Source organism: Streptomyces sp. NPDC001514 (genome assembly GCF_053597075.1).
The window spans coordinates 82,211-97,072 of the sequence record NZ_JBSFHO010000016.1 but is presented as its reverse complement, the minus strand read 5'-3'; the positions used below and the strand labels follow the sequence as shown (position 1 = coordinate 97,072).

Genomic DNA, 14,862 nt, shown 5'->3' with positions numbered 1-14,862 from the left:
GGACACCCGGGCCGATCGGGCGGTACCGGTCACGTTCCTTGGGGTCCCTTGCCCCCAGCTCGGGAGGGGGCGGGGCGGGGCGGGGGCAGAGTCCGAGACGCGGCCCCGTCGCGTGGGCCCGCCGCAGGCGACACCCGCCCCCGCCCTCAGCGCGCGCAAAAGGGCCGGGCCCGGGACCATATGGTCCCGGGCCCGGCCCTGAGTGCCTGCCGACGGCTACGCGCTCATCGCGCGGCAGCCCGCCGTCAGTTGTCGTCCTCGTCGATGAGGAAGCCCCGCATCGGCGACGGCGCCTGCTGCATCGGCGCCGGACCCTGCGGCCGCACCGGTGCCATCGGCTGGGTCATCGCCGGGGACATCTGCTGCTGGCCGCCGTACGACGGACCCGCGGGCGAAGGCCCGTGACCGCCCATCGTCTGGTTGCCGCCGTAGGACGGAGCGCTCGCGCCGGCCGGGGCCATGGAAGGCGCCGGGGACGGCGGAAGCGACGCCGTCGCGGGGGTCCGCGGCGGGGCCAGGGAGTCGTCCGCCTGGGTCTCCAGCTGACGCAGCTGGCTCTCCAGGTACGACTTCAGCCTCGTGCGGTACTCGCGCTCGAAGCCGCGCAGGTCCTCGACCTTGCGCTCCAGCGTGGCACGGGCCGACTCCAGCGAGCCCATCGCGACGCGGTGCTTCTCCTGCGCGTCCCGCTCCAGCGCGTCCGCCTTGGCACGGGCGTCCCGCTCCAGGCCCTCGGCGCGCGAACGAGCCTCGCCTACGATCTTGTTGGCCTCGGAACGGGCCTCCGCGATCGCCTGGTCGGCAGTCTGCTGCGCCAGCGAAAGCACACGCGCGGCGCTGTCGCCACCCGGGCCCTGCTGGGGCATCTGCGGGCCGTGACCGCCCATGGGGCCGCCCATCGGGCCACCCATGGGACCGCCCTGCATCGGGCCGGGGCCCATCGGACCACCCTGCGGGTGACCCTGCGGACCATGACCACCGTGACCACCGGGGCCGGCGGGCAGCTGCGGAGCACCACCGGGCAGCTGGGGCGGGCCCATCTGCGGGGGCTGCTGCTGGACCGGCGGTCCTGATATGGCGGCGGGCACGGGTGCACCCGGACCACGGCCGTCCTGCGGCTCCGGCGGCTTGCGCATGCCCTGCTGCTGGTTCTGCGCGGCCGCGCGGGTCGCCGCGGCCAGCTTCGCGCGCAGGTCCTCGTTCTCGCGGAGCAGTCGCGTCAGCTCGGCCTCGACCTCGTCAAGGAAGGCATCGACCTCGTCCTCGTCATAGCCTTCTCGGAGGCGGACGGTCGTGAACTGCTTGTTCCGCACGTCCTCGGGGGTCAGCGGCATCTCTTCTTCACCTCTACGTAGTCGTCGGCAGTCGGCAAGACCGTATCGTTCACATCCCGCTCCCCACGCTGCGCACGACGGAGATCAGGATGTAGACGATGATCATCAGAACGAAGAAGGACAGGTCGAGTGCCACGCCCCCGAGACGCAGCGGCGGGATGAACCGCCGCAGAAGCTTGAGCGGTGGATCGGTGACAGTGTAGGTGGCCTCCAGGACGACCACCATCGCCTTGCCGGGTTGCCACGAGCGGGCGAACTGGAAGACGTAGTCCATGACCAGCCGGAAAATCAGCACGACAAGGAAGCACACGAGCGCGACGTAAACCACAAGCATTGCGACGCCCATTCCCGTGCTTCCCTCTCCCCTGGCTCTCGTGTCCGGCCTCGCGGCCGGGTCGTTTCCCGGTGTCGTTCTCTAGCTCTGGTTGAAGAACCCGCCCTCTGCGATGCGGGCCTTGTCCTCCGCCGTGACATCGACGTTAGCAGGCGACAACAGGAACACCTTCTGCGTCACCCGCTCAATGCTGCCATGCAGACCGAAGACGAGTCCCGCGGCAAAGTCGACAAGTCGCTTCGCATCGGTGTCGTCCATCTCGGTCAGGTTCATGATCACCGGGGTGCCCTCACGGAAGTGTTCCCCGATGGTACGGGCCTCGTTATAGGTCCGCGGGTGCAACGTCGTGATGCGGTAGGGCTCACGCTCGGACACAACCTTGGGCATGATCACCGGTGCGTTCTTCTCCAGGTTCGGACGTTCAGGTGTGATGGATGCCACGGGGGCGATTCGCGCCGGACGTCCGGACTCCACGGGAAGCGCAGGGGAATGGGACACCGGCTCGCGCGGCGCGGGCGGCTGCACCACACGCACCGGCTCCTCCCGCTCCACCCGGTGCTCCACCCGGTCCACCTGATGCGGGGGCTGGTGCCGACGCCGGTCCCGCTCGGGCTCCGGCTCCATCTCGGGTTCGAAGTCGTCGTCGGGATCGAATCCCCGGCCGTCGTACCCATCGTCCTCCACGAGGCCGAGGTAGACCGCCATCTTGCGCATCGCGCCGGCCATTCTCTGAGTCCTCCGCTCTGTGGTGGATCGGCTTCGTTCGGCTACGTCACCAAGTGCCCGCGATCCACTCGGTCTGTCCGCCTTTCGACGGAAATGACCATATTTTCTGCTGTGGTCCGACTTGCTTCGCGACGTTACCCGAGCCGGGGACGGACTCCGAGTACCGCCGTGCCGACGCGCACATGTGTCGCTCCGGCCGCCACGGCCTCTTCGAGGTCCGCACTCATCCCTGCTGACACCATGTTCGCAGCCGGACGGTCCGCGCGCAGGCTTGATGAGAATTCCATCAGCCGCTCGAAGGCCGCCTGTTGGCGCCCCGCGTACGACCCGGCGAGTGGCGCTACGGTCATCAGTCCGTCAAGCCGGAGCCCCGGCGCTCCGTCGACCGCGGCGGCCAACTCCTCGATGCCGTCGGGCGCGACACCGCCCCTGGCGCCCTGCTGCCCCGACTCGGCGTCGAGCGCGACCTGGATCAGGCACCCCAACTCGCGCTCGGCGCGCACCGCCGCCGCGGACAGTGCGCGAACGAGCTTGACTCGGTCGACCGATTGCACCACATCGGCATAACTCGCAACAGAACGGACTTTGTTCGTCTGCAACTGACCGACGAAGTGCCAGATGAGATCCAGATCGGAACAGGCCTCAGCCTTGGGGGCCGCCTCCTGGTCCTTGTTCTCCGCCACATTCCGCACCCCGAGTTCGTGCAGCAGCCGCACATCGCTCGCGGGGTAGGTCTTCGTGACCACGATGAGGGTCACTTCCTCGCGCTTGCGCCCGGCCGCCGCACAGGCGGCGGCGATACGTTCCTCCACGCGCGCCAGATTCTCGGCGAGTTCGGTTCTGCGGTCGGTCATTCTTCGGTCTCTCCTGCCGGGGGTCCGGGGGTCGCCCCCCGGGAGGGCGCGGTCAGCCAGACATATCCGGCGAGGCGCCCCGTCGTGCGGTCGCGGCGGTACGAGTAATGGTCTGCCGATTCCAGTGTGCAGACCGGCGACGCCTTCCGGTCCCGTACGCCGAGCGCCTCGAGCTGGGCATGGACCCCGGCGGTGACATCGACGGCCGGGGTGCCCCAGCTCGTCTCGGCGCGGGCGGCGGGTTCCACCGCCGCGACATCGGCGCGCATCGCTGCGGGGACTTCGTAGCAGCGTCCGCAGATCGCGGGCCCGGTGCGGGCGGTGATACGGGCCGGGTCGGCCCCCAGCGCGATCATGGCCTCGACGGCGGCCGGCACGACTCCGACGACCATTCCGGGGCGGCCCGCGTGCGCCGCACCCACCACCCCGGCGACCGGGTCGGCCAGCAGCACCGGGGTGCAGTCGGCGGTCAGGACCGCGAGCGGCAGTCCGCGCCGCGCGGTCACCACGGCGTCCACCGCCGGGACCGGGACGTCTCCCCACGGTCCGTCGACGACGGCGACCTCGCGCCCGTGCACCTGGTTCATCCAGACGACGAGTCCCGGGTCGAGCCCCAGGGACTTGGCGGCGAGGTCACGGTTCGCGCGGACGGCGGCGGGGTCGTCCCCGACCGCACCGCCGAGGTTGAGCTCCTCGTACGGAGCGGCGCTCACCCCGCCCCACCTGTCGGTGAAGGCGAAGTGCGCGCCGCCCACGCTGTCGTGCTCGCGTATCACTTCAAGATCACTTCAGGAAGTCCGGGACGTCCAGCTCTTCGGCCTGGCTGTCGTACGGCCTGGCCGGCGGGACCTGCGCCCCGCTTCCCGACAGCGAGCTGTCGTTCCCCACCGGGGACGGCTCGGCCGGGACCGGGGGCTCCTCGCGCGGCGGCACCGTGCCGAGGCCGCCGATGGAGCGGGGCTCCGGGCGGGCCGGGGGCGCGGGCTCCTCGCGCTTGGCGGAGGTGGAGCCGATCACATTGTCCCGGCGGGCCGGGGGCTGGCCCCCGTCGAAGCCGGCCGCGATGACCGTGACCCGTACCTCGTCGCCCAGCGCGTCGTCGATGACGGCGCCGAAGATGATGTTGGCCTCGGGGTGGGCGGCCTCGCTGACCAGCTGGGCGGCCTCGTTGATCTCGAAGAGACCGAGGTCCGAGCCGCCGGAGATGGAGAGGAGGACGCCGCGCGCCCCATCAATGGATGCCTCCAGCAGCGGCGAGGAGATGGCCATCTCGGCGGCGGCCACCGCGCGGTCGTCGCCGCGGGCCGAGCCGATGCCCATGAGCGCGGAGCCGGCCTCGGACATCACGGACTTCACGTCGGCGAAGTCGAGGTTGATGAGACCGGGGGTGGTGATGAGGTCGGTGATGCCCTGGACACCGGACAGCAGTACCTGGTCGGCGGACTTGAACGCGTCCAGCACGCTGACCTGGCGGTCCGAGATGGACAGCAGCCGGTCGTTCGGGATGACGATGAGGGTGTCGACCTCTTCGCGGAGCTCGGCGATGCCGTCCTCCGCCTGGTTGGCGCGGCGGCGGCCCTCGAAGGTGAAGGGCCGCGTGACCACGCCGATGGTCAGGGCGCCGAGCGAGCGTGCGATGTTGGCCACGACGGGCGCGCCGCCGGTGCCGGTGCCGCCACCTTCGCCGGCGGTGACGAAGACCATGTCGGCCCCCTTGAGGACCTCCTCGATCTCCTCTCGGTGGTCCTCTGCCGCCTTGCGACCGACTGCCGGGTTGGCTCCGGCCCCGAGGCCGCGGGTGAGTTCGCGGCCGACGTCGAGCTTGACGTCGGCGTCGCTCATCAACAGGGCTTGCGCATCAGTGTTGATCGCGATGAACTCGACGCCCTTGAGACCGACCTCGATCATTCGGTTGATGGCATTGACACCACCGCCGCCGACACCGATGACCTTGATGACTGCGAGGTAGTTCTGCGGTGCTGCCACGTCGAAGGCCTCTCGCCTCGAGTTACGTGTCGCCGCTGCGCGGTGGTCGCGCTGCGACGACGGATGCCGATGGGACGGTCCGAAACGCCGACCCAAACCCTAACGTTGAAGTTTAGGGTTACCAGTGTCTCTGCTTCTTGGACTCTTCCGAACGAGACACTAAGTCGACAAGCGGCGCACGTTCAACGAACACGCCGAACCTCCCGTTTTTCTTTTCACCCTATGTGATCAGCCGTTGCGCTGACCAACCAGGGTGCTGGCCTGCGCAAATGTGCGTCAACTCCCTGATGCGGCAGGGGCCGTGGGGGCACTCACATCGAAGTGCCCGGCACCGCGAGCGGCTTTCATCAGCGCGGTGAGTGTCCGCGCCTTCGCCTCGCCGTTCTCGCTGCTGCCCCACACCACGGTGCGGCCGCCCGTCAGTTTCAGGGTGATGGAGTCGTACGAGCGGACCTCGACGGACCGGAGGTCCTTGACGGCCTGCGCGGGGAGTTCGGCGGTGACCCGGACCGCCTCGGTCACCAGCCGCTGCTCGCCGAAGCGGCGCAGACTCGGTGACTGATATGCCGTCATTTCCAGCATCGGCACACCTTGGGGCGCTTTGTCCACCGTGGCGAAACGGACGCCTTTCGCGTCCACTTCGATGAACTTCGCGCCTTTTCCGATGAGGAGTACCGGCTTCCGCTCGGTCACCTTCAGCGCGATTCCGTGCGGCCATGAACGCACGGCTTCGACGGAGTCGATACGAGGCAGTTCCTCGCGCAGCCGCACCTCAATCCCGTCCAAATCGACCGAAACAAGCGGCGATCCGATCGGTACGGCCGCCGCCTCCTCGACCTCACGGGGTGTCAGAACCTGTGTACCGGAGACCTGGACCCGCTCGACGCGCAGCCAGGGGGAGCCGTAAAGCAGCCAGATTGCGGCCGCGGTGAGCGCGACGAGGGCAGAGCCGATCAGCAGCACCCGACGGCCGGGAAGCCGGGGACGGCGGAAGGCAGGCCTTTTGCGGATCCGGCCGGAGCGACCGGCCGACGGCGAGCCCTTCGGGTTTCGCGTGCCGCGCTCGGCGGTCGTCGGTCCGGCCATGCTCCGCACCCTGCCCTTCACTGTGCCTATCGGCGTGCCCGTGCGGAAATCGCCTCGTACACCATTCCGACAAGCAGATCGTCTGCGTCCCGGCGCCCGAACTCGGCGGCGGCGCGGGACATCTCGTACAGCCGGTGCGGGTCGGCGAGCACCGGGAGCACGTTCCCCTGGACCCACTCGGGGGTCAGCTCGGCGTCGTCGACCAGCAGTCCGCCACCGGACTTGACCACCGGCTGGGCGTTGAGCCGCTGTTCGCCGTTGCCGATCGGCAGCGGTACGTACGCGGCGGGAAGCCCGACGGCGGAGAGTTCGGCGACGGTCATGGCGCCCGCGCGGCAGAGCATCATGTCGGCCGCCGCGTACGCGAGATCCATCCGGTCCAGGTACGGTACCGGGAGGTAGGGCGGCATTCCGGGCATGTTGTCCACGCGCGGCACTTCGTTCTTCGGGCCGACCGCGTGAAGGATCTGGATGCCCGAGCGCTGCAGCAGCGGAGCGACCTGGTGGACCACCTCGTTGAGGCGGCGGGCACCCTGCGAGCCGCCGGAGACCAGCAGCGTCGGCAGATTGGGGTCGAGGCCGAAGGCGGCGCGCGCCTCGGGCCTGACCCGGGCCCGGTCGAGCGTGGCGATGGAGCGGCGCAGCGGGATGCCGATGTAGCGGGCGTCGCGCAGCTTGCTGTCGGGGGTCGAGACCGCGACGGCGGCGGCGTACCGCGAGCCGATCTTGTTGGCCAGGCCGGGGCGGGCATTGGCCTCGTGGACGACGATGGGCACACCGAGGCGCTTGGCGGCGAGATAGCCGGGCAGCGCGACATAGCCGCCGAAACCGACGACGCAGTCCGCTTTGGTGCGCTCCAGGATCTGCTCGGCGGCCTTGATCGTGCCGCGCAGCCGGCCCGGGACGGTGATCAGCTCGGGAGTGGGCTTGCGCGGCAGCGGTACGGCAGGGATGAGCGCAAGCTCGTAGCCCCGCTCGGGCACCAGCCTGGTCTCCAGTCCGCGCTCCGTGCCAAGGGCTGTGATGCCCACGGTCGGGTCCTGCCTGCGCAGGGCGTCCGCGAGGGCGAGCGCGGGCTCGATGTGGCCGGCGGTCCCCCCGCCGGCGAGTACGACATGCACCGAAATTCACCGCTCTCCGGACGGACGTTCCTTGACGCGCCGTCTCATCGTCTTCCATCTCACCCCGGGCCTCCGCATGGCCAGGGCCGCCTTCGCGGCGGGATCCTCTCGCGCGAAGGCGATCAGCAGTCCCACGGCGAACATGGTCGGCAGCAGGGCGGAGCCTCCGTAGGAGAACAGCGGGAGGGGGACTCCGGCGATCGGCAGCAGACCGAGCACCGCACCGATGTTGATCACGGCCTGGGCCGTGATCCAGGTGGTCACACCTCCCGCGGCGTACCTCACGAAGGGGTCCTCCGTGCGTCCGGCCACGCGGATACCCGCATAGCCTAGAGCCGCGAAGAGAGTGAGCACCGACAGCGTCCCCGCCAGCCCCAGTTCCTCCCCGGTGATGGCGAAGATGAAGTCGGTGTGAGCTTCGGGGAGTTGGCCCCATTTTTCCACACTTGCACCGATACCAGAACCGAACCATCCGCCCGAGGCGAGTGCGTAGATCCCGTGCACGGCCTGCCAGCAGATGTCGCCGGGTCCTGGGTCGGTGGCGCCGACGCACTGGAAGCGGTCCATACGGTTCGGATTGGTCTTGATCAGGACCGCGCCGATCAGGCCGGCGACGGCCAGCACACCGGCGAACAGCCTGGTGGGGGCGCCGGCCAGCCAGAGCAGCCCGAAGAGGATCGCGGTCAGGACGATGGCCGTGCCCATGTCACCGCCGAGCATGATCAGCCCGAGCAGCATGAAGGCGACCGGCACCAGCGGGACGAGCAGGTGCTTCCACTGGGTCAGCAGTCGTTTGTCCTGCTTGCGGGCGAGCAGATCGGCGCCCCAGAGGATCAGGGCGAGCTTGCCGAACTCACTGGGCTGGAGCTGGAAGGGGCCGCCCAGCGAGATCCAGTTCTGGTTGCCGTTGACCGCCTGCCCTATCCCGGGGATCTGCACCAGCACCATGAGAAAGGCGCTGCCGACCAGGAGGGGATAGGCGAGCGCGCGATGGAGCTTGACGGGCATCCGGGAGGCGAGGAGGAGCAGTCCGGTGCCGATGGCAGCGGCCAGGAACTGCTTGCGGAAGAAGTACGAGGAGGGCAGGGAGTACTTCAGCGCGGTGATCATCGACGCGGAGTAGACCATCACCAGGCCGAGCGCGGTGATCAGGAGGCCGGCGCCGAGGATCACGTAGTACGCGGTCAGCGGCCGGTCCCAGGCCCGCCGCGCCTGCTCGTACGCGCGCCGGACCGCCCCGCCGCGGGGTGGCCGCGGCATGCCGGTCCCCCGGACGCCCCCGCCCCGGGCGGCGGGCGGCCGCCTCGATCCGGGGCCGACGGTCCCGCTGCGCAGTGCGGTCCCGGGCACGCCGGCGAGGGCGAGGGCGGGCGCCGGTGCCAGTGCCTGTGCGAGGGCGATGGCCCGCGCCGCGAGGGCGTCGACGAGCCGTACGGCGGCGCGGGAGATTTCCCCCACCCCGCCCCTTCCCGCACCGGGGCTCCGCCCCGGACCCCGTTCCGGGGGCTCCGCCCCTGCTCCCCCTCCCCCTACGTCCCGGCGGGTGTGGGAGGACCCCCACCTCGATCGCCGGAGGGGCTCTACGGGGGTCTGGGGGCTCGCCCCCCGCGCGGCGGAGCCGCACCTCGACACAGTGGGAAGGGGCGGGGAGGGGAAAGGCTCGCCGCAGGCGCCGGCCGGGGCACCCGCGGGCTCCGGCCCGGCGGCGGCCGAGAGGGCCGCGGGCGCAGGCGTGACGGCGGCCGCAGGGGCGAGGGCTTGCCCCGCGGTGGGTGGCGGGGGTCCCAGGGGGTCGGGCGGCATGGGTGGTGTCCCCTCCAGGTGGGTGCGGCGGCGCCGGGGCGCGGCGGCGGGGACCGGGCCGGTCAGGCGCGCTCGGTGGCGAGGGCGCGGACCGCGTCCGCGAAGGCCTCGCCTCGCTTGTTGTAGTTGGCGAACATGTCCATCGAGGCGCAGGCGGGGGCCAGCAGAACCGTGTCCCCCGGCCGCGCGAGCCCCGCCGCTTCGCGGACCGCCGCCGACATCGCCCCAGTGTCGGTCCGGTCGAGGTCGACCACCGGGACCTCGGGCGCGTGTCGCGCGAGGGCTTCGCGGATCAGCGCCCGGTCCGCGCCGATGAGCACAACGCCCCGCAGTCGCTTCGCCGACTTCTCTACGAGCTCGTCGAAGGTCGCCCCCTTCGCGAGTCCGCCCGCGATCCAGACGATCGGGTCGTACGCCGCCAAGGACGCTTCCGTGGCATGCGTGTTGGTGGCCTTGGAGTCGTCCACGTACGCGATGCCGTCGACCTCCTCGACGAACTCGATGCGGTGCGCGTCGGGGCGGAAGGCCCGCAGCCCGTCCCGTACGGCGGCGGGTTCGACGCCGTACGCCCGGGCCAGCGCGGCGGCCGCCAGTGCGTTGGCGATGTTGTGGGGGGCCGGCGGGTTGATGTCGGAGACCTCGGCGAGCTCCTGGGCCTGCTTCTGCCGGTTCTCGACGAACGCGCGGTCCACGAGGATGTCGTCCACGACACCGAGTTGCGAGGGCCCCGGCGTCCCCAGCGTGAAGCCGATCGCCCGGCAGCCCTCCACGACGTCCGCCTCGCGCACGAGGTCCTCGGTCGCGGGGTCGGCAACGTTGTAGACGCAGGCGACCGTATTGCCTTCGTAGATACGGCCCTTGTCGGCGGCGTACGCCTCCATGGAGCCGTGCCAGTCGAGGTGGTCCGGCGCCAGATTGAGCACGGCGGCGGAGTGGGCGCGCAGCGAGGGCGCCCAGTGCAGCTGGTAGCTGGAGAGCTCTACGGCGAGTACATCGAGATCACCGTACGGATCGTCGCCAAGGACGGCATCGAGAAGCGATACGCCGATGTTGCCGACGGCCGCGGTCTTCAGGCCGGCCGCCTCCAGGATCGAGGCGAGCATCCGGACCGTCGTGGTCTTGCCGTTGGTGCCGGTGACCGCGAGCCAGGGCGCCGCGTCGGGCCCCCGCAGCCGCCAGGCCAGTTCGACGTCGCCCCAGACCTCGACGCCCGCCTCGGCGGCGGCGGCGAACAGGGGCTTGTCGGGCTTCCAGCCGGGCGTCGTGACGACCAGCTCGGTGCCCTCCGGCAGGGTGGCCCCATCACCGAGGCGGACGGTGATGCCCTCCGCCTCCAGCTCGGCGGCCTGCGCCCGCGCGCGCTCGTCGTCGCCATCGTTGACGACCGTGACGACCGCACCGAGGCCGTGCAGGACGCGGGCGGCGGGAATGCCACTCACGCCCAGCCCGGCGACGGTGACGCGCTTGTCCTGCCAGTCCAGCTCACTCACTTGTCGGCCGCCCAGCCCGCGTAGAAGATTCCCAGACCCACAATGACGCACATGCCCTGAATGATCCAGAATCGGACCACGACCAGAACTTCCGACCAGCCCTTGAGCTCGAAGTGGTGCTGCAGCGGGGCCATCCGGAAGACGCGCTTCCCGGTGAGCCTGAAGGAGCCGACCTGGATCACCACGGACATGGTGATCAGCACGAACAGACCGCCGAGCAGTGCGAGCAGCAGTTCCGTGCGGGAGCAGATCGCGAGGCCGGCGAGCGCGCCGCCGAGGGCGAGCGAGCCGGTGTCACCCATGAAGATCTTGGCCGGTGAGGTGTTCCACCACAGGAAGCCGAAGCAGGCGCCCATCAGCGCGGAGGCGACGACCGCGAGGTCGAGGGGGTCGCGCACCTCGAAGCAGGCGTTGGGGTTGGTCAGCGTCATCGCGTTGGCGCAGGACTCCTGGAACTGCCAGAGCCCGATGAAGGTGTACGCGCCGAAGACCATCACGGACGCGCCGGTGGCCAGACCGTCCAGACCGTCGGTGAGGTTCACGCCGTTCGACATGGCGAGGATCATGAACAGCGCCCACACGACGAACAGCACCGGGCCGATGGACCAGCCGAAGTCGGTGACGAACGACAGCCTGGTGGAGGCCGGGGTCTGACCGCGGATGTCGGCGAACTGCAGCGCCAGCACCGCGAAGGCGATACCGACGATCAGCTGTCCGGCCATCTTCGCCTTGGCCCGCAGACCCAGCGACCGCTGTTTGACGATCTTGATGTAGTCGTCGAGGAAGCCGACCAGGCCCATGCCCGCCATCAGGAAGAGCACCAGCACACCCGAGAAGGTCGGGTCCTCTCCGGTGATCACCTTGGTGAGGGCGTACGCGATCAGCGTGGCCAGAATGAAGGCGATGCCGCCCATGGTGGGCGTGCCCTTCTTGCTGCCGTGGCTGCGCGGGCCGTCGTCGCGGATGAACTGCCCGTATCCCTTGCGAGCCAGCAGCTTGATCAGCAGCGGGGTGCCGATGAGGGTCAGGAAGAGCCCGATGGCCCCCGCGAAGAGGATCTGCCTCATCGGCCGGCGACCTCACCCTCGGCAGTGTTCTCGAGCAGCGCCAGGGCGATCCGCTCGAGACCGGCCGACCTGGAAGCCTTCACCAGCACCACGTCTCCCGGGCGCAGCTCTCTGCGCAACAGGTCGATCGCCGCCTGCGCGTCGGACACGTGCACCGACTCCTCACCCCACGAACCCTCGTTATATGCGCCCAGTTGCAGCCAGGACGCTTCCCTGCCCCCGACTGCGACGAGCTTGCTGACGTTGAGCCGGACGGCGAGCCGTCCGACCGCGTCGTGCTCGGCGAGCGACTCGTCCCCGAGCTCGGCCATCGGGCCGAGCACCGCCCACGTACGACCCCCGTCGGCCTGGGCGGCCGCGCCCATGGCCACGAGCGCACGCAGCGCGGCTCGCATGGACTCGGGGTTCGCGTTGTAGGCGTCGTTGACGACCGTCACGCCGTCCGGACGCTCGGTGACCTCCATACGCCAGCGGGAGAGGGTGCCGGCCTCCGAGAGCGCGGTGGCGATCTCGTCGACGGACATGCCCAGCTCATGGGCGACGGCGGCCGCGGCGAGCGCGTTCGACACGTGGTGCTCACCGTACAGCCGCAAGGTCACGTCGCTGCACCCGGAGGGTGTGCGAAGCCGGAATGCGGGCTGTCCGCTCGGCATGAGGCGGACATTCTCGGCGCGTACGTCCGCTTCGCCCGCCTCGCCGAAGAGGACGACGCGTGCCTTCGTGCGGGAGGCCATCGCGCGTACGAAAGGGTCGTCGGCGTTGAGGACGGCCACGCCGTCCTCCGGAAGCACCTCGACGAGCTCGCCCTTGGCCTGGGCGATCTGCTCGCGGCCGCCGAACTCGCCGATGTGGGCGGTGCCGACGTTCAGTACGAGACCGATGCGCGGCGGGGTGAGGCCGGTGAGGTACTTGATGTGGCCGATGCCGCGGGCGCCCATCTCCAGGACGAGGTGGCGGGTTTCCGCGGTCGCGCGGAGCGCGGTGAGCGGCAGACCGATCTCGTTGTTGAGCGAGCCGGGCGTCCAGACGGTCGGCGCGTGGCGCTGGAGCAGCTGGGCGATGAGGTCCTTGGTGGAGGTCTTGCCCGCGGAGCCGGTGAGGGCGACGACCTCGGTGCCGAGCCTCTCGACGACGGCGCGGGCGAGTGCGCCGAGCGCGGTCTGGACGTCGTCGACGACGATGGCGGGGACGCCGACGGGCCGGGCCGCCAGCACGGCCGCGGCGCCCGCCGCGACAGCGCGTTCCGCGTAGTCGTGGCCGTCGACCTGCTCACCGGCGAAGGCGGCGAAGAGACTGCCTGCCTCGACCTGACGGGAGTCGATGACGACGGGTCCGGTGACCTGGAGGGCCGGATCCGGTATGTCGTACGACTGCCCGCCGACGATTTCGGCGATCTCGGCGAGGGAGAGGGCGATCACTGCTTCATCCCTGACTGTTCTTGTAACGGAGTTCGATCGCTTCGCGGAGCACCTGGCGGTCGTCGAAGGGACGGACCACTCCGGCGATGTCCTGGCCCTGTTCATGGCCCTTGCCCGCGACCAGCACGGTGTCGCCCGGCTCGGCGCGGGCGACGGCCGCGGCGATGGCGGCGGCCCGGTCCTCGAAGACCTGGACCTCGCCGCGCTCGTGTGCGGGCACCTCTGCGGCGCCCGCGAGCATCGCGGCGAGGATCGCGAGGGGATCCTCGGAGCGGGGGTTGTCGGAGGTCAGGACGGCGGTGTCGGCGAGACGGGCGGCGGCGGCGCCCATGGGCCCGCGTTTGGTCCGGTCGCGGTCGCCGCCGCAGCCCAGCACGATGTGCAGCTTGCCCTTGGTGACCTTGCGCAGGGAGCGCAGGACGGATTCGACGGCGTCCGTCTTGTGCGCGTAGTCGACCACCGCGAGGTACGGCTGGCCCGCGTCGACGCGCTCGAGCCGGCCTGGCACACCGGGGACGGCGGCGACGCCGTCGGCCGCGGCCTGTGGGTCGATCCCGGCAACGGCGAGGGTGACGATCGCGGCGAGGGTGTTGGCGACGTTGAACGGGCCGGGCAGCGGCGCCCTGGCGGACACCCGCTCGCCCTGGGGGCCGACGACGGTGAAGGCCGAGCCCACGGCGCCGAGTTCGACGTCCTCGGCCCGCCAGTCGGCGTCCGGGTGGCCCTCGGCGGAGAACGTGACGACGGGAATCGCCGACTCCGCGACGAGCCGCTGCCCGTACTCGTCGTCGAGGTTGACGACGCCGAGCCGCGCGCGGGCCGGGGTGAACAGCTGGGCCTTGGCCCCGAAGTAGTCCTCCATGCCGGAGTGGAACTCCATGTGCTCCGGGCTGAGGTTGTTGAAGACGGCGACGTCGAAGACACAGCCGTCGACCCGGCCGAGCACGAGGGCGTGGCTGGAGACCTCCATGGCGACCGAATCGACGCCGCGCTCGCGCATCACCGCGAACAGCGCCTGCAGATCGGTGGCTTCGGGGGTCGTGCGCTCCGACTTGATGCGCTCGTCGTCGATGCGCATCTCGACGGTGCCGATCAGGCCGGTGCGGTGGCCGGCGCCGCGGAGCCCGCCCTCGACGAGATACGCCGTGGTGGTCTTGCCGGAGGTGCCGGTGATGCCGATCTGCAGCAGGCCCTCGCCGGGCCGTCCGTAGATGGTGGCGGCGAGCTCACCCATCCGTCCGCGCGGGTCGTCGGCGACCAGGACCGGCAGTCCGGTCGCGGCCGCGCGCTCGGCGCCCGTCGGGTCGGTGAGGATCGCCGCCGCGCCGAGCTCCTTGGCCTGGGCGACGTAGTCGGCGCCGTGGAGGCGGGCGCCGGGCAGTGCGGCGTACACGTCCCCGGGGCGCACCGCCCGCGAGTCGTGCGTGATGCCGGTGGCCGCGCCGGAGCCCGGGGGCTCGACCCCCAGCCGGTCGGCCAGCTCTGCGAGGGGGATCGGGCGGACCTCGGCCGGACGGGGCGGGGTGGTTCGGTACTGATCAGCGTGGGGCACGGCGGTGAGCGTACCGGGCGCACCGGGACCGTTGCTAAATGAGGGGGTCGAGGGGGTGTGGTTCCCGGGGTCGGGCGTGATGGTTGTCACT

At 70.7% G+C, this 14,862-nt stretch carries 13 protein-coding genes; all 13 read right to left on the bottom strand.

Annotated elements, in window-relative coordinates; translation table 11 throughout:
• Positions 1–245: 245 nt before the first annotated feature.
• On the bottom strand, positions 246–1,334 hold the full coding sequence (locus ACWCXB_RS18855) for a DivIVA domain-containing protein (RefSeq protein WP_450724181.1): 1,089 nt from the start codon (positions 1,332–1,334) through the stop codon (positions 246–248).
• A gap of 49 nt (positions 1,335–1,383) precedes the next feature.
• Complete coding sequence (locus tag ACWCXB_RS18850) at positions 1,384–1,680, bottom strand: YggT family protein (protein ID WP_450724179.1); 297 nt, start codon at positions 1,678–1,680, stop codon at positions 1,384–1,386.
• Between the two features lie 69 nt (positions 1,681–1,749).
• A complete protein-coding gene (locus ACWCXB_RS18845) occupies positions 1,750–2,394 on the bottom strand; it encodes a cell division protein SepF (RefSeq protein WP_450724177.1) in 645 nt (214 codons plus the stop codon).
• A gap of 134 nt (positions 2,395–2,528) precedes the next feature.
• Positions 2,529–3,248, bottom strand: coding sequence for a YggS family pyridoxal phosphate-dependent enzyme (locus tag ACWCXB_RS18840; RefSeq protein ID WP_450724175.1), 720 nt, complete (start codon positions 3,246–3,248; stop codon positions 2,529–2,531).
• On the bottom strand, positions 3,245–4,003 hold the full coding sequence (pgeF, locus tag ACWCXB_RS18835) for a peptidoglycan editing factor PgeF (RefSeq protein ID WP_450724331.1): 759 nt from the start codon (positions 4,001–4,003) through the stop codon (positions 3,245–3,247). The genes ACWCXB_RS18840 and pgeF overlap by 4 nt, the downstream gene beginning before the upstream one ends.
• Before the next feature lie 28 nt (positions 4,004–4,031).
• Positions 4,032–5,234 (bottom strand): cell division protein FtsZ, encoded by a 1,203-nt coding sequence (gene ftsZ, locus ACWCXB_RS18830; protein WP_450724173.1) that lies wholly within the window; start codon positions 5,232–5,234, stop codon positions 4,032–4,034.
• Positions 5,235–5,510: 276 nt separating this feature from the next.
• Positions 5,511–6,320: a cell division protein FtsQ/DivIB gene (locus ACWCXB_RS18825; protein ID WP_450724171.1), complete on the bottom strand. Its 810-nt coding sequence runs from the start codon at positions 6,318–6,320 to the stop codon at positions 5,511–5,513.
• A 26-nt stretch (positions 6,321–6,346) separates the two neighbouring features.
• Complete coding sequence (gene murG / locus ACWCXB_RS18820) at positions 6,347–7,441, bottom strand: undecaprenyldiphospho-muramoylpentapeptide beta-N-acetylglucosaminyltransferase (RefSeq protein WP_450724169.1); 1,095 nt, start codon at positions 7,439–7,441, stop codon at positions 6,347–6,349.
• A 6-nt stretch (positions 7,442–7,447) separates the two neighbouring features.
• Positions 7,448–8,842, bottom strand: a complete 1,395-nt coding sequence (ftsW, locus tag ACWCXB_RS18815) for a putative lipid II flippase FtsW (protein WP_450724329.1) — start codon at positions 8,840–8,842, stop codon at positions 7,448–7,450.
• Between the two features lie 464 nt (positions 8,843–9,306).
• Positions 9,307–10,734, bottom strand: a complete 1,428-nt coding sequence (gene murD, locus ACWCXB_RS18810) for a UDP-N-acetylmuramoyl-L-alanine--D-glutamate ligase (RefSeq protein ID WP_450724167.1) — start codon at positions 10,732–10,734, stop codon at positions 9,307–9,309.
• A complete protein-coding gene (gene mraY / locus ACWCXB_RS18805) occupies positions 10,731–11,801 on the bottom strand; it encodes a phospho-N-acetylmuramoyl-pentapeptide-transferase (RefSeq protein ID WP_450724165.1) in 1,071 nt (356 codons plus the stop codon). Before mraY ends, murD begins: the two co-directional genes overlap by 4 nt.
• Positions 11,798–13,219 carry a UDP-N-acetylmuramoyl-tripeptide--D-alanyl-D-alanine ligase gene (locus tag ACWCXB_RS18800; protein ID WP_450724163.1) on the bottom strand — a complete coding sequence of 474 codons (1,422 nt, stop codon included), beginning with the start codon at positions 13,217–13,219 and terminating at the stop codon, positions 11,798–11,800. Before ACWCXB_RS18800 ends, mraY begins: the two co-directional genes overlap by 4 nt.
• Positions 13,220–13,223: 4 nt before the next feature.
• On the bottom strand, positions 13,224–14,861 hold the full coding sequence (locus ACWCXB_RS18795) for a UDP-N-acetylmuramoyl-L-alanyl-D-glutamate--2,6-diaminopimelate ligase (RefSeq protein WP_450724161.1): 1,638 nt from the start codon (positions 14,859–14,861) through the stop codon (positions 13,224–13,226).
• Position 14,862: the final 1 nt, after the last annotated feature.

Coding starts and splice junctions, on each gene's coding strand:
- ACWCXB_RS18840 (WP_450724175.1), bottom strand. CDS start 3,248: ATGACCGACCGCAGAACCGAACTCGCCGAGAATCTGGCGCGCGTGGAG.
- ACWCXB_RS18845 (WP_450724177.1), bottom strand. CDS start 2,394: ATGGCCGGCGCGATGCGCAAGATGGCGGTCTACCTCGGCCTCGTGGAG.
- ACWCXB_RS18850 (WP_450724179.1), bottom strand. CDS start 1,680: ATGGGCGTCGCAATGCTTGTGGTTTACGTCGCGCTCGTGTGCTTCCTT.
- ACWCXB_RS18855 (WP_450724181.1), bottom strand. CDS start 1,334: ATGCCGCTGACCCCCGAGGACGTGCGGAACAAGCAGTTCACGACCGTC.
- mraY (WP_450724165.1), bottom strand. CDS start 11,801: ATGAGGCAGATCCTCTTCGCGGGGGCCATCGGGCTCTTCCTGACCCTC.
- ACWCXB_RS18825 (WP_450724171.1), bottom strand. CDS start 6,320: ATGGCCGGACCGACGACCGCCGAGCGCGGCACGCGAAACCCGAAGGGC.